General features: G+C 37.0%; 22 protein-coding genes. 10 read left to right on the top strand and 12 right to left on the bottom strand.

From position 1 onward, the window contains the following. Positions 1-8: 8 nt before the first annotated feature. Genes pseG through fliS form a run of 10 tightly spaced genes read right to left on the bottom strand, consistent with a single transcriptional unit; the run spans position 9 to position 8,228 of the window. A complete protein-coding gene (gene pseG, locus FLM54_RS11445; RefSeq protein ID WP_178956423.1) occupies positions 9-1,124 on the bottom strand; it encodes a UDP-2,4-diacetamido-2,4,6-trideoxy-beta-L-altropyranose hydrolase in 1,116 nt (371 codons plus the stop codon). Beyond that, entirely contained in the window at positions 1,111-1,587 is a 477-nt protein-coding gene (locus tag FLM54_RS11440; protein WP_138605284.1) for a GNAT family N-acetyltransferase, read from the bottom strand. Before FLM54_RS11440 ends, pseG begins: the two co-directional genes overlap by 14 nt. A gap of 59 nt (positions 1,588-1,646) precedes the next feature. After that, positions 1,647-2,318, bottom strand: coding sequence for a PIG-L deacetylase family protein (locus FLM54_RS11435; RefSeq protein ID WP_138570517.1), 672 nt, complete (start codon positions 2,316-2,318; stop codon positions 1,647-1,649). 57 nt (positions 2,319-2,375) lie between these two features. After that, on the bottom strand, positions 2,376-3,662 hold the full coding sequence (locus tag FLM54_RS11430) for an aminotransferase class III-fold pyridoxal phosphate-dependent enzyme (protein WP_178956422.1): 1,287 nt from the start codon (positions 3,660-3,662) through the stop codon (positions 2,376-2,378). After that, positions 3,655-4,419, bottom strand: coding sequence for a cytidylyltransferase domain-containing protein (locus FLM54_RS11425; protein WP_178956421.1), 765 nt, complete (start codon positions 4,417-4,419; stop codon positions 3,655-3,657). Before FLM54_RS11425 ends, FLM54_RS11430 begins: the two co-directional genes overlap by 8 nt. Before the next feature lie 21 nt (positions 4,420-4,440). Next, on the bottom strand, positions 4,441-5,301 hold the full coding sequence (locus FLM54_RS11420) for an aldo/keto reductase (RefSeq protein WP_138605287.1): 861 nt from the start codon (positions 5,299-5,301) through the stop codon (positions 4,441-4,443). Beyond that, a complete protein-coding gene (gene pseC / locus FLM54_RS11415) occupies positions 5,298-6,449 on the bottom strand; it encodes a UDP-4-amino-4,6-dideoxy-N-acetyl-beta-L-altrosamine transaminase (protein WP_178956420.1) in 1,152 nt (383 codons plus the stop codon). Before pseC ends, FLM54_RS11420 begins: the two co-directional genes overlap by 4 nt. A gap of 13 nt (positions 6,450-6,462) precedes the next feature. Further along, a complete protein-coding gene (gene pseB, locus FLM54_RS11410) occupies positions 6,463-7,464 on the bottom strand; it encodes a UDP-N-acetylglucosamine 4,6-dehydratase (inverting) (protein ID WP_138605289.1) in 1,002 nt (333 codons plus the stop codon). 45 nt (positions 7,465-7,509) lie between these two features. Further along, the gene (locus tag FLM54_RS11405; protein WP_178956419.1) at positions 7,510-7,833 is read right to left on the bottom strand and encodes a hypothetical protein; all 324 of its coding nucleotides are present in this window, start codon (positions 7,831-7,833) and stop codon (positions 7,510-7,512) included. Further along, on the bottom strand, positions 7,833-8,228 hold the full coding sequence (gene fliS, locus FLM54_RS11400; RefSeq protein ID WP_109874274.1) for a flagellar export chaperone FliS: 396 nt from the start codon (positions 8,226-8,228) through the stop codon (positions 7,833-7,835). Before fliS ends, FLM54_RS11405 begins: the two co-directional genes overlap by 1 nt. Before the next feature lie 368 nt (positions 8,229-8,596). Here fliS and FLM54_RS11395 point away from each other — a divergent pair, with 368 nt between their 5' ends. Together FLM54_RS11395 and FLM54_RS11390 are read left to right on the top strand one after the other, a co-directional pair. Beyond that, on the top strand, positions 8,597-10,033 hold the full coding sequence (locus tag FLM54_RS11395; protein ID WP_010387896.1) for a sigma-54 dependent transcriptional regulator: 1,437 nt from the start codon (positions 8,597-8,599) through the stop codon (positions 10,031-10,033). A 215-nt stretch (positions 10,034-10,248) separates the two neighbouring features. Continuing rightward, complete coding sequence (locus tag FLM54_RS11390; protein ID WP_212751290.1) at positions 10,249-11,541, top strand: DUF4910 domain-containing protein; 1,293 nt, start codon at positions 10,249-10,251, stop codon at positions 11,539-11,541. Positions 11,542-11,576: 35 nt separating this feature from the next. Here FLM54_RS11390 and FLM54_RS11385 read toward each other — a convergent pair whose 3' ends face one another. Continuing rightward, complete coding sequence (locus tag FLM54_RS11385; RefSeq protein WP_138570510.1) at positions 11,577-12,266, bottom strand: class I SAM-dependent methyltransferase; 690 nt, start codon at positions 12,264-12,266, stop codon at positions 11,577-11,579. A gap of 249 nt (positions 12,267-12,515) precedes the next feature. On the opposite strand from FLM54_RS11385, the gene FLM54_RS11380 reads away from it, so the two are divergent. The 6 genes from FLM54_RS11380 to FLM54_RS11355 are packed head-to-tail and all read left to right on the top strand — an operon-like array spanning position 12,516 to position 17,233. Continuing rightward, positions 12,516-13,580: a 4-hydroxy-2-oxovalerate aldolase gene (locus FLM54_RS11380; protein ID WP_178956418.1), complete on the top strand. Its 1,065-nt coding sequence runs from the start codon at positions 12,516-12,518 to the stop codon at positions 13,578-13,580. Then, complete coding sequence (locus tag FLM54_RS11375) at positions 13,577-14,938, top strand: class I adenylate-forming enzyme family protein (RefSeq protein WP_178956417.1); 1,362 nt, start codon at positions 13,577-13,579, stop codon at positions 14,936-14,938. The genes FLM54_RS11380 and FLM54_RS11375 overlap by 4 nt, the downstream gene beginning before the upstream one ends. Continuing rightward, complete coding sequence (locus tag FLM54_RS11370; protein WP_138605294.1) at positions 14,935-15,555, top strand: hypothetical protein; 621 nt, start codon at positions 14,935-14,937, stop codon at positions 15,553-15,555. The genes FLM54_RS11375 and FLM54_RS11370 overlap by 4 nt, the downstream gene beginning before the upstream one ends. Further along, a complete protein-coding gene (locus tag FLM54_RS11365; protein ID WP_178956416.1) occupies positions 15,552-16,208 on the top strand; it encodes a cyclase family protein in 657 nt (218 codons plus the stop codon). Before FLM54_RS11370 ends, FLM54_RS11365 begins: the two co-directional genes overlap by 4 nt. Next, positions 16,201-16,455 carry a hypothetical protein gene (locus FLM54_RS11360; RefSeq protein ID WP_178956415.1) on the top strand — a complete coding sequence of 85 codons (255 nt, stop codon included), beginning with the start codon at positions 16,201-16,203 and terminating at the stop codon, positions 16,453-16,455. The genes FLM54_RS11365 and FLM54_RS11360 overlap by 8 nt, the downstream gene beginning before the upstream one ends. Before the next feature lies 1 nt (position 16,456). Then, positions 16,457-17,233: an AAC(3) family N-acetyltransferase gene (locus FLM54_RS11355; RefSeq protein WP_171039589.1), complete on the top strand. Its 777-nt coding sequence runs from the start codon at positions 16,457-16,459 to the stop codon at positions 17,231-17,233. A 161-nt stretch (positions 17,234-17,394) separates the two neighbouring features. On the opposite strand, the gene FLM54_RS11350 is transcribed toward FLM54_RS11355, so the two are convergent. Further along, a complete protein-coding gene (locus FLM54_RS11350; protein ID WP_178956414.1) occupies positions 17,395-17,985 on the bottom strand; it encodes a DNA-3-methyladenine glycosylase I in 591 nt (196 codons plus the stop codon). Between the two features lie 129 nt (positions 17,986-18,114). On the opposite strand from FLM54_RS11350, the gene FLM54_RS11345 reads away from it, so the two are divergent. Beyond that, positions 18,115-19,230 carry a sensor histidine kinase gene (locus FLM54_RS11345; RefSeq protein WP_075169684.1) on the top strand — a complete coding sequence of 372 codons (1,116 nt, stop codon included), beginning with the start codon at positions 18,115-18,117 and terminating at the stop codon, positions 19,228-19,230. Beyond that, a complete protein-coding gene (locus FLM54_RS11340) occupies positions 19,223-20,647 on the top strand; it encodes a sigma-54-dependent transcriptional regulator (RefSeq protein ID WP_178956413.1) in 1,425 nt (474 codons plus the stop codon). The genes FLM54_RS11345 and FLM54_RS11340 overlap by 8 nt, the downstream gene beginning before the upstream one ends. Positions 20,648-20,753: the final 106 nt, after the last annotated feature.

Genomic DNA, 20,753 nt, shown 5'->3' with positions numbered 1-20,753 from the left:
GTAAATTGCTACTCTATGACTTTTAGCACTTCGTTGGTGACTCTTACAGTGCCTTTGCCATCACAAATATTAATACAATTTTTATGAACATCATTACTTAATTTTAACCTATTTTGCCAAAATTCAATTTCTTTAATTAACTTGTCTTCAATCTCTGCAATTGAAATAAAGCGGATCACTTCAGCTAATTGAAGCGCGTTAGCGATCTCTCGCTGATTGTCTGCTTGTACAATAACAACAGCAGGAAGGCCTAAAGCGCATCTTTCCCATGATGTTGTTCCAGCTGCACCAATCGCTATTGTTGCCGTTGACATAATTTCCGCAATATTACTCGGCGATATATGTAAAAAGACTTTTTTATGACATTGTGCAAAGTTAAACACTGATTTCACGTTTTTTGCTGTTTTATTTAGGATTACATTAATTCTTTCAAAGTATTTTAATTTGATTACTCGCGCTAATACTTGAAGAGTCAAATTGTCAGGATCTGTTCCTCCAAACATTATGAGTAAGGTGCGCTCTTTTTTTACAATTGATGCTTTTTGAAAATCTAAAAACTCAGGCCTTAATAAAGCAAAGCTTGAGCCAAGTAGGAGTTTTGTATGGTTATTTATCAGATGCGAGTATTTAACTGTTGGGCATTGGTAGGTTTGATCTAATAACAAGTCACAATTGTGTATTCGGTTCGCTAGATCGTCAATAACCATAATTTTTTTGGTTATGCTTTTTACTTTATTATGCCAATGGTTATCAATAGCATAATGATCTATTACGATTAAATCGTAATTTTTCCCCGCTGTTAATTTTAGAAACTCTTCACAGTCATCATCTATGCTAGTACCCAGCCATGAGCTGTAGTTTTTTAAGTCGATGGTATTTTTTGGAGGAGCCATTCTAACAAGCTCAAACCCAGATTGGATTATATTTTCATTACTATTACCGGCGGCATCGCGACAGAAAAAAGTGATATTAACATTGGCAGCCTTTCTAATTGCTGTCGCTAGTGTGAGGCAGCGCATCACATGGCCTGAACCAATATTTAAAGAAGCATCAACTCTAAAAGCGATGTTGAGTAATCGAGTCGGAGTTTCGGTATTACTTTTATTTATATTAATGCTCACCATCTAGAGCCTCTTTACGGATGTAAATGAAACATTTTTTATTTTCTATTGTTGTTTCTTTTTCACGTTTAAAGTTACAGGCTTCGAATAATTTAATAGATGCTATATTTTCAATTAAAATAATCGCAATAAATGTACTATTTTTATTTTTTTCTATTAGTTTTAGCGCTTGTTTTAACATTTTTCGACCGTAACCATAGCCTCTACTGCAAGGAGATAAATGCGTGTCTATTTCATATGTATTAAGATCTGTTTGATTAAATCTGACTTGTCCGATTGGTTTGTCGTCAATAGATGCAATATAAATTTTACTATTAAGAGACGCTAGTTGCTTATTAAACCAATTTAAGTGATTTTGTAAGGTAATTGGGGCGTCTTTTAATGCGCAGCTGCGAATAACAGGATCATTAGCCCACTGGTATAAAGTAGTACAATCACTTTGCTCGGCTTCCCTTAATGTTATCATTTTATTTTCTATCCTAAATTAGGTATTAAAACCGCAACTTTATAACGAGCGTAATAGGCCTAATCTATAAAGCGTTCAATATAAAATGCTTCAGCAAGTGGAGTGCCTATACACATGCCTCTAAATTTAGCGAGTGCTTGAATATTCTCAAGACTTCGAGTGTGTGGTGCTTCTCTCATTTCATCTTTATAAGCTGTAAGAGCTTTTATTTTTTTACTAAATACATGCTCGATATTGACAAAATAGTTCGGTTTGAATGCCTCGTAACGATGACTTGCCCATTCAGTGCTTGATAGTGTTTCGAAGCAAAATATTTGCTTTACTGATTGCATGGGTTGCGGCCTGCAAGCTGTTAAAACAGCTTCATAAGTTTTTCGATGATCAACATTTAAATCGCTATGATAATGGGTATACACGCGTGCAATTATATTTTTAGATAAAAATAGTTCGATGGCTTGCGCTATTTTTAAAAGTGGTATGGTATCGAATTCATTATCAGGAAAATCTAATGATGTTAGATTATTAGGTGAAACGCCTAAATGTTGGGCGGCATTTAAAAAGGCTGCTTGCCGGGTTTGAATCTCTGCTTCAGTATATTCTAGGCGCGAACTAACCCCATTAGAAAGTGTTAAAATATATACTTCATCACACTTTTCAATATGGTTCGCGATTGTGGCACCACAGCCGAGTGTCTCATCATCAGGATGGGCGACAATTACTGCTACTTTCATACTTACTATCCTCGATAAATTTAACTAAGAGAAGAGTTGTCTTACATTAGTTGTCATTTATCTAACTTTAAAAACTGGCTCTAAAAGATGTCCTTTAAAAACATCATATAAATTTTGTGTTTCTATTGTATTTTTTAAAATAAAAATAACTTCATCGTATGCATTAAGTAATTTTTCTATATCATCATGTGTATGGGCATAGCTAAGGTTATGACTACCACCAATTAAAATACCTCTAGAGCACATCTCTTGAATAAATAAAGATTTTAGCTCTAATGAGGAGTATTTTTGAGTGTCTTTAATAATAATAAAAGACCATGACGGATGACCTGCAGTGCTCAGCCAATCTTTTACTTTGTGTTTTTCTATTAATTTATTAAGCTCACAAATTAATTTTTCACCTAAAGTGTGAATATGTGTCAGTACTCTTTCTTGCTGCATTTTTTTTAATGTTGTTTTTGTAGCAATTAAAGACATGGTTTCGCCCGCAAAGGTACCGGAGAAGAAAATATCTTCCATCAATGACATTATTTTTTGTTTACCTACGACAGCTGAGATAGGGAATCCGTTTGCCATGCCTTTGCCAAAGGTTGCTAGGTCGGGTGTAATATTAAATAAGCCTTGAGCACCATGTAGATCGAACCGAAAACCGGTAATTGTTTCGTCAAAAATTAGTACAGAGCCATGTTTTTTACAAAGTGCTTGTACTCCTTGAAGAAATCCCGTTTCTGGAAAGGAGACATTCATTGGCTCCATAATTACAGCTGCAAGCTGTTCAGGGTATTCAGTAAAGAGCCTTTCTAATGAGCTAAGATCATTGTATGTAAACGCATGGGTAAGCGCTCTAACACATTCAGGGACACCTAAATTTCTGGTTGTTGAGCCAATATACCAATCTTGCCAACCATGATAACCACAGACAGCAACATGCTCTCTTTTTGTATAAGCTCTTGCTAGTCGAATAGCAGCAGATGTTGCATCACTGCCATTTTTACCAAAACGCACCATTTCAGCGCAAGGTATTAGCTTTGTGAGTTCTTCGGCGACTTCCATTTCTAATCTATGAGGAAGGGAGAAAGTGATCCCTGAGCTAAGCTGGTCTATAACAGCTTGATTCACATCAGCATCACAGTAGCCTAAAGAAACAGAAAGTAAGCCATTCACAAAGTCAATATACTCATTATTATCTGCATCCCACACTTTAGAACCTAAACCTCGTTCAATAAATAAAGGTGCTGCATTCTGTGGGAACGCAATTCTACTCTTACTAAAAGTTTGGGAACCTAGAGGAATGGTTTTTTCAGCTCTATGTAGCCACTCCGCTGAATTAGTGTAATTATTCATAGCCTTCTTCTTTATCTTGTTTTAATGATTTAACCATTCCCTCATTTCGAGCAATTTGGGGGTTTAATAAGTTCAGCTCTGGTTTATGTGATAACAATTCCAGTATATCTTGATAATTAAAATTAGGCTTTTTTACATATAAATTTTCATATATTGATGAAATCAACTCAAAGTCTTTGGGTTCGTCAACAGTCCATCTATAGGCAGACAGGTCTTGCTCACTTTGGATATTCTGTAACTTATACTTATCAGGGTGACTTGTTATATAAGGTGTTACGTGTTCTAACTCAGAAGGCTTTTCTGCATATTTATAAGCGTTGTGTAAGGCCTTCTTACTAATAACTTCAATATCGAGACCATCAGGGTATGTGGCTACTAAGCAGTTTGAAGTATAATCATTGTTGTTTTTTAAATGACTATTAATGACATAGTCCATGAGCTCAGGGTCAATCACTGGGCAGTCAGCTGTTATTCTAACGATAGCATCACAAGGGTAATTGAGTTCAGCATGAAAGTACCGGCTGAGAACATTGCTTAAACTTCCTCTAAAGCATAATAAATTATTCTCATTGCATAACTGTTCAATAATGTCGTCACTTTCATCAGTACTTGTGACAATAACTAGGTTGTCTACCAACTTGGCTCGTTGTACACGCTTAGCTTGTTGAATAAACATAGGTAAACCTTGGAGATTCTTTAAAACTTTATTAGGTAAGCGTGTTGATCCTGTCCTAGCTTGCATGAAAGCATTTATCATATTTTTAATCCTAGCGCTTAATTAACCAAGCCATTGCGATGGATTGATTAATGCTAAATTACTTGAAGCTAAAGAGGCTAAAACGTCATCCGAGGGGAGTGTAAGCTTTTTTGCGACGCAGTAGCTGTCTATTAATTGTGTTAACTGTTCTTGTGAGCAACACCCTATAATTGCATTTTCGATATGAGGGGCTTTTTGCGCAATAATTGCTAATGCGAAAGTTAGCCGATTGCAGCCTAATTCATTAATAACACAATTATACTGAGAAAACTCATTATTAAACTGTGAAAAATAAGCGTTATTTTGAATCATTGGCTCTAATAAAAGCCCTTGTAAAAATATCGAGCGAGCGTGAAGCTTTATATTTTTTTCTATTAGCTTATCGATGATTTCAGGTTGTATAAAACGTTGATCTAACCAATTTACAGGAGCTTGAACCAGATCTAAATTAAACCTTTCACTAAGTAATTCAAGCTCTTTAGGGTTATAAACAGAAACACCTATTCGCTTAACTATGCCTTTGGCTTTTAACTGCTCTAGCTGCGAAAAATAGTCTTCCCCTGAACTGCTTAAAAGCAACTCACAATTATGAAATAACACTGCATCAATTGACTCACAGTTCAGATTTTTTAAGCTTTTTTCTACCTGCGCGTGAATATTTTCACCTGATACTTTAGTAACAATAGATAAAGCTTGGCTTAAACCCGATTGACCAATATTACTCTCGCTACTACCATAAGCCGATGCCGTATCAACAACTGTTATACCAGCGTCTAGTGCGAGGCTGAGTATTCGTTTAACCTCATCAGTTTTAACCTGTCCGACAGTATTACTAATGCCATAATCTAAACCAAATTGGGCGGTTCCTAAAGCGATTTTCATAGTTGTTCGGCTAGTGTTTCTATTATGAAATTTTGTTCTGAATTAGTTAATTCAGGATGCAAAGGTATAGTGAGAGCGCAACTGTAATATTTTATTGCATTTGGAAAGTCATTTGCCTTAAAGCCAAGCTCTTTATAATAAGGTTGTATATGAATTGGAATATAATGCAAATGACTCGTTATGCCTCGCTCTCTTAAACTACAGATAAGAGACTCATGTTTTACAACTGCGTCACCAGACAAGGTTAAAATATATAAATGGTAACTAGAGTAGCTTTGTTGTGATTGAGTTAAATGATTAATAGGCAAGTCTTTTAATTTGCTAGAATAGACTTTAGCCAGCTGGTTGCGCTTTGTAACAAATTCATCGAGCTTTGAAAGCTGGCTAAGGCCTAATGCCGCTTGCAACTCAGTCATTCTATAATTAAAGCCGAGTTCAATTTGCTGATAGTACCAAGGGCCATGACTTGGTTCGGTCATTTCACTCGGGTTGGCTGTAATTCCATGGCTACGTAAACGCTCCATTCTTTTAGCAAGTTGTTTATTGTTTGTTACCGCCATGCCTCCTTCAGCTGAGGTGATTATCTTGACTGGATGAAAGCTAAATACGCAAATATCTGAAAACTCACAACTGCCCACTGGGCTGCCTAAATATTTTGCACCAATAGCATGTGAAGCATCTTCAATAACCTTAAAGCCATATTCAACTGCAAGTTGATATATAGCCTGCATATCACATGACTGACCTGCCAGGTGAACTGGGATGACTACCTTTGGTAAACGATTATTTTCTTTAGCAATAATAAGTTTTTTTTCTAACTCATCAGTGCACATATTCCCTGTTGCTACATCAATATCCACAAAATCTATTTGAGCACCACAGTAAAGTGCACAATTTGCAGAAGCAACGAACGAAATAGGGGAGGTCCATACAATATCGTCTTTCCCTACATTTAACGCTAAACATGCAATGTGCAATGCCGATGTGGCACTGTTTGTTGCACATGCATAGGTGCTGCCACAATATTTCGCAATGGCTTGCTCAAAAGCGGGGACTTTAGGGCCTTGCGTTAACCAGTCGGATTTTAAGACATCAACTACTGCGTCGATGTCTTGTTGAGAAATAGCTTGTTTGCCGTAAGGGATCATGGAGTAATAACTTTTAAACTAATGCTTCAATGTTGAAGGCTTCAATTTCTTCAATCGTCATGTAATGAGGGTTGTTTAAAGAGTTATATTCAAAGCCTTGCTGAACTTTTTTTCCCTTTTCATCAAGCGCATTTACTGTAAAGTCATTACTACGACTGCTAAATTTAATGCCTGGTGCAATAACAAAGTGATCGTTATATTCATAGGTTTCAAAACACAGATCGGCAGGGCACATAACCTCATGAAGTTTCTCGCCTGGGCGAATACCAATAATTTTAATAGGTAATTCAGGAGCCATTGCTTTTGCTAGGTCCGTAATGCGAATTGATGGAATCTTAGGTACGAAAATTTCACCACCCAACATGCGCGCGAAATTTGTTAAAACAAAATCAACGCCTTGTTGAAGGCTTATCCAAAAACGGGTCATTTCATCATGAGTGATAGGAATATGATCACGACCTTCATTAATAAACTTTTGGAAAATAGGCACAACGGAGCCTCGCGAACATACTACATTACCGTAGCGCACCACTGAAAAAGTGGTTTTATGGCCGCCAGCAATGTTGTTTGCCGCTACAAATAATTTATCTGAAGCCAATTTAGTGGCACCGTATAGATTAATCGGGTTGGCTGCTTTATCCGTAGAGAGAGCTATGACTTTTTCAACGTTATTATCAAGTGCTGCATTAATAACGTTTTCTGCGCCATTTATGTTGGTTTTTATACATTCCATTGGGTTGTATTCAGCGGCAGGTACCTGCTTAAGGGCTGCAGCATGGATAACGTAATCAACGCCACGCATTGCGCGATTTAGTCGTTCTTTATCTCGAACATCGCCAATAAAGTAGCGCATACAAGGCTGATCAAAATCTTGCTGCATTTCAAACTGCTTTAGCTCGTCACGAGAAAAGATAATAATTTTTTTGGGGCTGTACCGTTCTAATAATGTTTTTACATACTTTTTACCGAACGATCCTGTTCCACCTGTTATTAAAACTACTTTTCCATCAAACATGTGATTTTCTCCACAGCTAACCAGCCTAATATTGCCAAATCTATTTTAAAAGTTAGATTTATACTTATTTACAGCTTTTTTATTTTTTTGATTACCAACTATTTTAACCGCTAATAGTTGCTTTTGATTATCTATTTTAACAGATAGCTGTTCTATTAGGTTAATTAAAAACTCAAGTTCAGTAGCTGAATAATGAGTTTTTTCTCTAGAAAGTGAGCTACTTATGTGAATATCAAGTTTATTATGAATATTCAGCGCTTGCTCAATATCCCAATCTTCTGAGTCAGCAATCAAACTTACTAGATCATTGCAATATGCTCTAGTCTCACTATCTTTAACTTGTGAGCTTGTAACCCGCTTTAAAGACATTATAGTTGTGGTTCTCTTTGTTCAAATGGAATTGCTTCCCAACCTGATTTTATTTCCTTAATCAAGGTAATTACTTCATCAATTTTTTCTATATCGTTCTCGAGGTTTGCGGTTAGTAAGCATCGCTGACAATAATCATATAAAGAGTCTAAGTTAGTTGATACTTCATTATTATGTTCAAAATTTAATACTTGCTGCAAAGCACCAAGTAGCACAATACAATCAGAGATTGCGTTGCCTTTTTTTTCTAACTCTTTACGTTCAATAAACCCTTTAGCAGCTGATAACTTACCAACAATATTAACAAACACGAGTTTGACTTGATCATAAGGCGTCATTTCTTTAACGCTGCTAACTGTAATTTGACGGTATTTATTGATTGATGCGTGCGCCATAGGTAATTCCTTAAATTTTAATTACATGTGTAGAACCTTAAGCAAGTTTAGTTCCAACATAAGTTTGACTATTACTTATCGGCCAAAACAGTCACACCTTTAAGTAATAATAGCAGTTTTTATGAGTTTCTTCTGTGTGAAATCGTATCATTACTGGTGGCAAAAATGTGTTAGGTAATTCATCCTAAGTGGGTAGTCCGTTATAAATAGTTAAAGAGTTATTAGTTATAAAGTATTGACTTTTCAGGCGGTGTGTCTGTTTTTTGGCGTTAATGTCAAAAAATCGCCGCTATTACTTGCATCCAAATCCAACTGGCTTACAATTTGATTAATAAAACAAATTAGTGAAATAAATGGCTCGCTAAAAAATGATCTTAATTTTAGATAATAATAATAATCGCTCTATTGGATTATATGCATCGCTTACTTTTATTGGTGAGGCGGTACAGTTGCAAACAGAAGCTGACTTTGAGCAGGCATGTAGTCACTATCAAAACAAAGAATGTATTGTGGTGTTAGGGGCGCTGCAATCTTTAGATCATGAAAGTTTAATTAAACGCTATCCAACATTTCCTTTTTTACTGATTGGTGAAACGCTCAAACCGCTACTGAGTCTCGCCAATGTTGTTGGACTAATTTGTGAGCCATTTACTCATGAAGTTACCACTCAGTTACTCCATGATTGTCAGCAATATCAGCGTATGCTGCCTCATGAGCATCAACATAATAAAGAAAAAAGCACCTTTGATGGCCTTGTAGGTGAAACCAAAGCTGTAAAAGATTTACGCTTTTTAATTACTCAAGTTGCTAAAACCGATGCCAACGTGCTTATTTTAGGTGAGTCGGGCACGGGTAAAGAAGTAGTTGCTCGTAATGTGCATCTGCTTTCTAAGCGTAACAAAGGCCCATTTGTACCAGTAAACTGTGGGGCAATTCCTGCGGAGCTACTAGAAAGTGAACTATTTGGCCATGAAAAAGGTGCATTTACCGGGGCTATTTCAGCACGTAAAGGCCGGTTTGAATTGGCGCAAGGTGGCACGCTATTTTTAGATGAAATAGGGGATATGCCGCTGCAAATGCAGGTCAAGTTACTGCGAGTACTACAAGAGCGTAGCTATGAGCGCGTTGGCGGTACCAAAGCGATTCAAGCCGATGTACGTGTTATTGCTGCAACCCACCGTGATCTTGAAAGCATGATTGAAAAAGGCTCATTCCGAGAAGACTTATACTATCGCTTAAATGTTTTTCCTATTGAGAGTCCATCACTTGCTCAACGTGCAGAAGACATCCCTTTGCTACTTAAAGAGCTAATGCGCCGTGTAAATGAACAAAGCGGCACTACGGCTAAGTTTACAGAGCGTGCTATTGATAGTTTAAAAGAGCATTCTTGGCCAGGTAATATTCGTGAGCTCGCTAACTTAGTTGAGCGTATGGTTATTATGTTCCCAGACAAGGTGGTTGATGTTCCTGATTTACCTAATAAATACCGCTACATTGAAGTTGAAGCCTATGAGCCACAGTACCCAGAAGAACTGATGGAGCGTGATGCGTTTAATGATATTTTTAGTGGCGGATTCAGCGAAGACGAAATAGACCTCGAAGATGATTTTGCTCAAGCGGCACCCGGTTTATTGCCCGATGAAGGTATTGAGCTTAAGGAGTACTTAGCTGAGCTTGAAATTAACTTAATCACCCAGGCATTAGAGCGCTTTGATTACGTTGTTGCCCGTGCTGCTGAAGTACTAGGCGTAAGGCGAACCACACTGGTCGAAAAAATGAAAAAGTATAATCTTTCTAGGGATTGATTAAAACCGCTAATAAATTGAACTGTAGTTAATAAAGTTCTATGTTATTTTTAATTTTGGCTTTAAAACTTGATTTGCCTCCCATTAAATAGTGACAATTTAATGGTGTGCGGTGCTCTTTTTCTTATTGTACACTCCTAAGTTAATGAATAATCTAGCATGTGTTTTATGCAGGTAACGCTTTCTATACAAAGTAAAGTAAAATAAGGTTAAAAATGAACGAAGCAATCGATGGAAATAGAATGTATGGGTGGGCAAAGGAGCTATTTCCAATCAATCGAAGCCTTACAGGTGATGGTGTAAGAGAAACATTGAGATATATCAAACAGTTTGTACCGGAACTGGTTGCACATGAGGTTCCTTCAAATACTATCGCTTTTGACTGGAAGGTACCGCAAGAGTGGAAAGTAAATAACGCATACATAATTGATCCTAATGGTAATAAAATATGCGATTTTAAAGTTAATAACCTACATCTAATGGGTTACTCAGAGCCTGTTAATAAGACACTTTCTTTAAAAGAATTACAAGCCCACCTTTACAGTATAGAGGATATGCCTGACGCAATACCATATGTTACATCATACTATGAGCGTAATTGGGGATTTTGTCTTAGCCACTCTCAACGTTTATCTTTGACTGAAGGTAGTTACCAAGTTGTTATAGATACAAATTTATTCAATGGGCATTTAACGTATGGAGAGTTTGTTTTACCTGGAGAAACAGAAAATGAAATTTTGCTTTCTACATACATATGCCATCCTTCTTTAGCTAATAATGAATTATCTGGACCAGTTGTTTGTATGGCATTAATTGAGCAACTTAAATTAATGACTGACCGTAGATATACTTACAGAGTTTTATTTTTACCAGAAACCATAGGATCAATAGTTTATATTTCAAAACATTTAAAACGTTTGAAAAAGCATCTGAAAGCTGGATTCATTGTCACATGTGTCGGTGATGAAAGAGAGTACTCTTACCTAAGTTCACGCAACTCTCGTACTTTAGCCGACAGAGCAGCACTAAGTGCTTTAAAGAATTTAGTTGGTAGTTTTAAACAGTATTCTTTTCTTGAGCGCGGTAGTGATGAGCGTCAATTTTGCGCTCCTGGTGTTGATTTACCTGTATGTTCAATTATGCGGAGCAAATACGGGGAATATCCCGAATATCATACATCATTAGATGATCTTACATTAATTACACCTGCTGGATTAAGAGGTGCTGCAGATGTAATTGTTGGCGCTATTCAATTATTAGAAAAAAATAAAGTATATAAAGCAACTAATTTATGTGAGCCGCAACTTGGTAAAAGAGGATTGTATCCTAATACGAGCAATATGCAGCAAGATTATACTCAAGTAAAAATGCTCACTAATTTACTAGCTTATGCAGATGGAGGTAGTGATTTATTAGAGCTTGCTGATAAGATTCGAGCTAATATTTTTGAGCTTTTACCTTTAGTTGAATCTCTCGAAAAAGCTGGTTTAATCAAAGTTCAAGACTAAATAGGGTAGAAGGAGCGCATAAATGCGCTCTTTTGTTAGTTTAATTTAATTACAGCAACATACCAATTGTAAGCTAATCCGAACCAATCCATTTTTATTTCTGCGCATTCACAATATTGTGAAATATTTGAAAAGCAGCTCAAAAAATCATCTTTATCTTCAAAGCGACGCATGACTTGACCATTGCGAACTCCGAAGTAATCATTTTTAATTCTCACATACCCTTTTTCGAGCTCTTCACACGATTCGTAAATAAAAGCTGAAGCAGTTGGAACAGATACGATTAGATAGCCTTTTGGCTTTGTTACTCTTACGAATTCATCAATATGTTTTTGATAATCAAAACTTTCAGAACTCATATAATAACTACTATTCCAAGATATTAAATAATCAAACATATTCGCTTCGAATGGGATTTCTTCGCAGCTACCTATTCGTAAGTCTAATTCTTGGCCTTTAAACTCCTTTCTTTCAGAGGCATTATTTACGATATCTTTTGTGATTTCTACCCCACTACTCAATAAACCAAGTCTATTAAAAAGAGGGAAATTACGGCCATCACCAAAACCTACATCTAAAATTTTCTTACCTTGAAAATTTTTATCTAGAAACTCTAACTTTGGAAATTGCCCTAAAAAAATTCTAATAACTGCTTCTGGTGGGTAGGCTATTTCTGTGTTTTCAGCATATATGCTATTCCATGATTTATCTCTATCATACTTCATTGTAGTATTATTACCTTTATATAGGGTTAGGTATAATGTTTAACACTTAAGATAACATTTCATAAATACGGTTTACAATATTTATAGGAATATCTAGCTGCCAAGGTTATTAATAGTGGCTTGTATTTTGCTTTATACTTGAAAGCTAGTAAAAACTTTAAGTATGGCAATGTTCATCGACTGGTCTTCGAGTAGAGGCAAAATAAGCGCACTTTTAAGTAGTGCTCCAATTATTAAAAGGTATTAGTGATGAAGTATCCAAAAATACTAGAATGCACTTTAAGAGATGGAAGTTATGAAATTGACTTTCAGTTTTCTAAAAATGATACAGTTGGTATTTGTAGTGCACTAGATTACTGTGGATTTGAGTTAATAGAAGTTGGTCATGGTGTCGGTCTAGGTGCTTCAGAAAGAGGTATAGGAGTTGCTCTTGAGACTGATGAAGTCTATATGAAAGCAGCGTCTGAGAGTGTAAAAAAAGGTAATTGGGGGATGTTTGCAATTCCGGGGATTGCAAATTTAGAACACCTTACGTTAGCTGAGTACCATGGAATGGATTTTGTTCGCTTAGGTTCTACAATATCTGATTTTAAAAAGTGTGAAAAATTTATAAGCTCTGCGAAAAATAAAAGTATGCTCACATACGTCAATTTCATGAAGTCGTATACTGTTTCGCCTAGCAAGCTGGCTAAGGCTGCAAAGGCTGCTTTCGAAATTGGGGCTGATGCTGTTTATGTAGTGGACTCAGCAGGCGGAATGCTACCACAAGAAGTAACGGAGTATGTTCAAGCAATACTTGCTGAATGCCCTAGTCTAACAGTTGGATTTCATGGGCATAATAATTTGGGGTTAGGTGTGGGAAACGCTCTTGCCGCTATCAATGCTGGTGCTGAAATTATTGATTCGTCGCTGCAAGGATTTGGACGTAGTGCCGGTAATACAAGTACAGAACAAATTATAGGGTGCTTGGCTCGTATGGGATTGGAGGGAAAAATAGATCCAATACAAGTAATGGATTTAGGTGAAGAACTCATAAAACCTTTGATTAATAAAAATGGTCTTTCATCTATTGACACTATATCAGGGATGTCATTATTCCATTCTAGTTATATGCCTATAATTTTTGAAATGTCACAAAAATATAAAGTTGATCCAAGGCATTTAATTATTTCTGTTTGTAAAGAAGATACTTGCAATGCACCTGAAGAAATGGTTGAAAGGCATGCAATTGAGCTGTTAAAAATACAAAAGGCAAAAGGGTATTGGAAGCCGAGTTATAAAAATTACCATGTGAATGAGCAAGTAATTCTATGATAAAAGAACTATTTAAGTCAGCAGAACAACACTCTTTTGCAATAATACAAGGTACTCAAAAGATTACTTATTTAAATTTTGAGAGTCAGGTAATGTTTTATATGAATCAGTTAACTAAAGCTGGTGTAAGTCAAGGTGATAAAGTAGCTCTAGAGCTCGAAGATAAATTGGAGTTTTTTGTAATTCTTGTTTCATTGTTCACATTAGGTGCAAAGGTCTTACCATTATCAGCTAACTACAATGAATGTTATAAATGCACATTGCTGGACATCTTTAACCCTGACAAAGTAATTAACAATGTTGGCGAATTTGAAGAATACATACCCGAAAAAAAAACGAATAGCTTTATCTATAAGGATAGTTCGAATAATGCTCAGGTTATTACCTTTACTTCAGGGACTACAGGTACACCAAAAGCGGTATGCCACGACTTAAAAAGCTTACTTGTTTGCGCTGAAGCGTTTAACAAACATAATGAAATCGGTTGTGAAGTTAAGATGTTGCATGTAATGCCTTGTTTTTACATGGCTGGTATTCTTAACACTTTTTTATGTCCATTAATAGCTGGTGGATGTGTCATTTTAAGTACAACCTTCTCGGCTAGTAATGCCGCAACTATCTTTAAGAATTTTGCTAAATATAGAGCAAATGCTATTTGGCTAAGCCCTTCAATGTTAGCCCTTTCATCTAAAATGACAACCGATAGAGATACTATAGGCTGGGTAAGTGATTGCGCAGCAAAGATATTTATCGGTACTGCGCCTCTTATGCAAAATACAAAAAAAGAGTTTGAGCATAAATTTGCACATGAAGTTTTAGAAAGTTATGGCACAAGTGAGCAGTTGTTTATATCTTGTGCGAAAGTCGGTGAAGGGCATTTGGACGGAGTTGGTCGGTGTCTGGATCTTGTAAATGTAACTTTTTCTGATTCGAACGAAATACTAATTGATTCTCCTTGGGAGATGCTTGGCTACTTAAACGCTGACTCAGAGTGCCCTGCTACAGGTGATATTGGAAAGTCATCATCAGGGGTTTTAAGCATAACTGGACGTAAAAAAGATATTATTATTAAAGGTGGAATTAATATAAGTTCGAGGTATATAGAGGATGTTAGTTTGAAGTATGCTGGTATTATGGATGCTGCAGTAGTTGCAAAGCCCCATGATTTTTGGGGTGAAGTGCCAATATTATTTCTTTTATCAGAGCATGATTTAAATATTAAATCTATAAAGGCGTGGTTGGGTACCTTGTTACCTTCAGAGTTTCTTCCTGAAAAAATAATTGTTTTGAAAAGCTTTCCTACTTCAGTCACGGGAAAAGTAATGAAAGCAAAGCTAATCGAAAAGTACTTAATATGATTATTGGATTCTCCCATCTTACTTGGAATTCAGCTTTTGTTGAGCGAGATATCTCTAAATTTAAAGAGTTAGGATATGAATCGGTATTTGATGAAAAAGAGTTAGAGAATAACTATTCAAAAAAGGATTTACTTGCTTCCTATTCTGCGAAACATGATATTAAATTACTTAAACGAAGTGATTCATATGACATTGAGATTATTAATCACCATAGTAAAAACATGAATGTACAAAATCGTTTATTTTACAGTGACTCAATGATGACTATTTTGATACCATCAGGTTGTTTTGCAAAGGAAATTGATTTTTGGTGTGGGCTAGGTTTCAAAGAAAGTGGAAATTGCCTAAGGTTATCTAGACCTGTAAAAACATGGAACCTCGATATCTCTTTTGTTTCAACGGAACAAGATCTTGTAGAACAAAAACTGGATCTACAAGGCTTTACATCAATTGCATTTATAGTAAAAGATTTAGCTCTGTTTAAGAGTAAACTAAAAAATAAAGTAATTTGGATTTCTGAGATATTTACTCTTGAAGTTAATGAACAGAAGATGGATATACTCCTATTTAAAACTCCCTCAGGGGTAATAATAGAACTCATCGAGGTATTAAAATGAAAATAACAGATTTAACAATGTTGCTTGAAGAGGGGATGCAAACATTTGCAGCTCATTGGCACCCCTTTTTTGAATCAACTCAGTTAGGACGACACGGAATTGAAAATAGAGAAACGCGAAAAATTGTATTAGGTACACACACTGGAACTCACATAGATGCCCCAAGGCACTTTATTGCTGATGGTGAAACAATTGAAAATATACCATTAGCTCAATTAAATGGGCCTGCACGGGTTATTGACTTTTCGAATCTTGCAGATAAACATGAAATTACTAAAGATGAGTTGACATTAGCTTTAGGTTCCCAGTGTCCGGTTCGCCTTGTTGCCAGGTTTGACTGGGATTTAAAATTAAACACTAATGAATACTACACAGACCATGCCTTTTTTTCTGAGGATGCTTGTCAATGGCTGGTAGATAATGGGTGTAAGCTTATCGCCCTAGATACCCCCCAGCCTGACAACCCTTTAAATGGAAGAGGGGCAGAAAAGGATGCACCTAACCATAAAATACTGCTTGGTGCAGGTGTTGTTATCGTTGAATATTTAATTAATATTCGTTCGATTGAGAGCGAAGAATTTACGCTTATCGTCGCACCCTTAAAAATTAAAGGTGGCGATGGGGCTCCAGTTAGGTGTTTTGCAATTGAGTAAGAGTAATGAAATGCTAGTAAAAGAAAAGCTAGTGCAGTGGTTTGTTTCCAAAAGCCAGATGGAAAATATTGATACAACGTTAAATTATTTTGAATCCGGTTATATTGATTCATTTGACGTGCTGATGTTAATAGAGTTCTGTGAATCAAGCTTCAATGTAGTGCTTAATGAGATACATTTTGAAGATAGAAGGTTCTCTTCAATTGATGGGTTGGTTGATATTTTAAACGATTTACAGGTGCAATGAATTGCAAAACTATCATTATAGTAGGACTGATTTTGAGTTGGCTTTACAATCTGTAGGGATTTGTAAAGGTGATACTGTTTTTTGTCATAGTAATGTTGGTTACCTAGGTTACCCGGAAGGAGTTACTTCCAAGCAGCAATCCTTAGAGTTAATACTTAGTACTTTTTTAAATTTACTAGGAAGCCAAGGTACCTTAGTGGTACCTACCTTTACTTATTCATTTGGTAAAGGAGAGAATTTTAATGTCAATGATACAGCGTCTGACTGTGGTATGTTCTCAGAATATATTAGGACTAATCCATTGTCAGTGCGAAGCAATGACCCTTCTGTATCTGTTTCTGCTATTGGAAAGTATGCTAGTTTCTTAACAAATAAAGTATCTGAAAATGCCTATGATGAGGGAAGCGCTTTTTCACGACTCGTTCAATTAAAGGCTAAGGTGCTTAACATTAACTTTGATGCAGGCAGTACGTTATTACATTTTTTTGAAAGAGTACATAATGTATCTTATAGGTTTGACAAAACATTTTATGGTAAAAAGTTTGATGGCAAATGCTATATTCCATGCAAATCAACCTTATGGGTTCGAGATTTAAACATAGAGGGGTCTCAGGCGAGTTTCGAGCGCTTTAACCGTTATGCCAGTGATAAAGGTATTTATAAAAGGGCTAAGGTAGGTCGAGGTGGAATTGGCTGTATTTCTGTCGAAGATATGAACAAGGCATTCTCAGAGTTATATGAGAAAGACCCTTGGTTTTTAACAGATAAACACATTTAATTTTTTAAAGATAATGGAGTTTTTTCGAACATTTAAGAATATAAGTGTTAGATTAATTATGAAATGAATCAATAAAAAGTATGAAAACAGCACAATGTAACGCTTTTAACTAGACTTAATTGGCATCGTTCAGGCTAACTAAATCTATTTTAATTACTAACCTATGAGTACTGCGCGATATCTTCTTCCTTCCTAAAGCAATCATTACTATGATCGTTAACCATTCCACAGGCCTGCATGTAAGCATACACTGTGGTTGGGCCTAAAAATTTAAAGCCACGCTTTTTTAAATCCTTCGCAAATAACGTCGATGCCTCAGTAACTGCAGGGTAGTCGGCCAGTGTTTCTAGATCGTTTACCTGAGGTTTATTACCAACAAACCGCCATTGATAATCACTAAAACTGCCAAATTCTTCTTGAATTGCAATAAAGCATTTCGCGTTATTAATTGTTGCGACAATTTTTAAGCGGTTGCGAACTATGCCCGCATTTTGCATTAATTTTTCTATATCGTGTTCAGTAAAGGCCGCTACTTTGTGTACATCAAAGTTGGCGAAGGCATTTTTATAATTCTCACGCTTTTTTAATATTGTATACCAGCTAAGTCCTGCTTGTGCCGATTCTAATGTTAAAAACTCAAAAAGTAGTTGATCCTCATACACTGGGACGCCCCATTCATGATCATGATATTCCACATAGTCAGGTTTTGTTGTATCTAACCATGGGCAGCGGCACTGAGTCTCTTTATTCATACATTTTCCTTTGCGCGTCATTTTTACGGCACGTGTTTTTACGGTTTAATCTATTGAATTTACTGTAAAATAATTTTGGTACACATTATGCATTAGCTACTGTATCTACATTATTTTAGAGAGTTGATTATGGCCCTTGCAAGTGTGCTAAAACCCCAGTTTATTTCTGCTAACCAGTATAACCCATGTTTACTGCAAGAGGAGTATGTTGGTGAGTTGAGTGATTTGCGTCAACAGGCAAGTTGGCTTTCTCATTTAGTTGATACTATGCCTGCGGGCGTGATTGTACTCGATGGTAAAGGAATGATCGCTAAAGCGAATCAAATTGCTATCGATATGCTCGGTGAACCACTAGAAGGTGAGAAGTGGTTTAGTGTTATTCAGCGCTCATTTCGTCCTCATCAAGATGATGGTCATGAAGTGTCGTTAAAAGATGGACGCTTAATAAAACTCGATATTACCGCACTTGCGCCAGAGCCTGGGCAACTTATATTAATGACCGATTTGACTGAAACCCGACGCTTACAAAAACGAGTCGCGCATATGCAGCGTTTAAGTGCGTTAGGTAAAATGGTGGCATCTTTGGCCCATCAAGTACGCACACCGTTATCAGCAGCGATGTTGTATGCTGCCAACTTAGGCTCAAAGCGCTTACCGGAAGCATCACGCGGCAGTTTTCACACAAAATTAATGTCTCGCTTGAAAGATTTAGAAACCCAAGTAAACGACATGCTGCTATTTGCTAAAAGTGGTGATCAACAGGTAGTTGAGCAAGTGTCGATGCAACAGTTACTCAGTGAAGTAAAAGCTGGTGCCGATGCCATGGTAGCGCTCAATGATAGCGAATTAAATGTGAGCTTACCTGAACCCGATATAGAAATCATGGGTAATAAAACCGCATTAGCAAGCGCTATTCAAAACCTAATTCACAACAGTATTCAAGTTATTGGCAGTGGCGCGCAGGTTTACCTTAGCGCCCAGCGTGACAAACAAGACTCTGACTTTGTACGCATTAGCGTGAGTGACAATGGTCCAGGCATTGACTTAGTCCAGAGCGAGAAAATATTTGAACCTTTTTATACCACTAAAAGCCAAGGTACAGGCTTAGGGCTTGCCGTTGTTAGTTCGGTAGCCAGTGCGCATCAGGGAAGGGTGGAGGCAAACAACAACCCACACGGGGGAGCAATTTTTAGTATGTTGCTGCCTATTAGTGTCACATCTAAATTAGGGGAGTCACATGAGTAACACTATTTTAGTTGTAGAAGACGACGCCGGACTTCGTGAAGCATTAATTGATACTCTAGAAATGTCGGGCATCGCTTGCACGGCAGCCAGTAGTGCAGAGCAAGCCATGTTGTTATTAAAAAAAGATGTATTTTCACTGGTGGTCAGTGATGTACAAATGGGCGAAATGAGTGGCTTAGATTTATTACGCAGTATTAAATTAAATCACCCTGATTTACCCGTTTTAATGATGACGGCCTATGCCACTATTGATGATGCGGTTGAAGCCATGCGCCTAGGCGCGATTGATTATATGGCTAAGCCATTTGCACCAGAAGTGCTATTGAACATGGTGAGCCGTTACTTACCTGAAAAGGAAAAAGAAACAGACGGTCCTATCGTTGCCGACCCTAGTAGTATTCAATTACTTGAACTTGCAGGTAAAGTTGCTCGTTCAGATGCCAGTGTAATGGTACTTGGGCCAAGTGGCTCAGGTAAAGAAGTGCTGGCACGGTATATTCATGACAAGTCAAAACGCTGCAATGAACCATTTGTAGCAATTAACTGTGCTGCTATTCCTGAAAACATGCTTGAAGCTACTTTGTTTGGCTACGAAAAAGGCGCGTTTACTGGTGCGATTCAGGCCTGCCCGGGTAAGTTTGAACAAGCACAGGGTGGGACTATCTTACTTGATGAAATCACCGAAATGGATTTAGGCTTACAAGCTAAACTACTGCGGGTATTACAAGAACGCGAAGTTGAGCGTTTAGGCGGTCGGAAAACTATTTCGCTAGATGTACGTGTGCTTGCAACCAGTAACCGCGAATTAAAAGAGGCCGTTGCTGAAAATCAGTTCCGCGAAGATTTATATTATCGACTCAATGTGTTTCCTTTACTGTGGCGACCTCTGTGTGAGCGTCCTGGCGACATTATTGTACTGGCTAAGCATTTAATTGAACGTCACTTAAGTAAAAGCAAAGAGCCAATGGCGTATCTAGATACAAGCGCTGAACAAAAGCTACTTAGCCATAGCTGGCCGGGTAACGTTCGAGAGCTGGATAACGTTATTCAACGTGCTTTAATTTTACGCAGTGGCAGTACTATTGATGAGCATGCAATTTTTATCGAAAATTTAACCCCAACTCAGTTTGTGGTTGAAACAACGTCAGTGCCTGAGCCTATAAACAATAGTCTCAGTAACGCTTATTATGATGAAAAAACAATGCCCGAAGATGAGCAAAAAAATGATTTGCTCGCCTTAGACACGGGGAGTTATAAAGATGAGCTTAAAGATAAAGAGCATCGCATAATTCTAGAAACCTTGGCGCGTTGCCAAGGGAAACGTAAAGAAGTAGCCGAAACCTTAGGTATAAGTCCACGTACTTTGCGTTACAAATTAGCGCAAATGCGCGATTTAGGTATTTCCCTCCCTGCATAACCTCAACAGCTCTAAAACTAAGTAACTGATTTTAGGGCTGTCAAAACTCTGACTACGCAAATAAACATAGTAAACCATTGTTCTAGTTGAATTTTATTTTTGGCAT

It is taken from the genome of Pseudoalteromonas sp. Scap25 (genome assembly GCF_013394125.1).
Taxonomy (GTDB): domain Bacteria; phylum Pseudomonadota; class Gammaproteobacteria; order Enterobacterales; family Alteromonadaceae; genus Pseudoalteromonas.
Note: the sequence above shows the minus strand (reverse complement) of the source record. Positions and strands in the feature narration are given on the sequence as shown.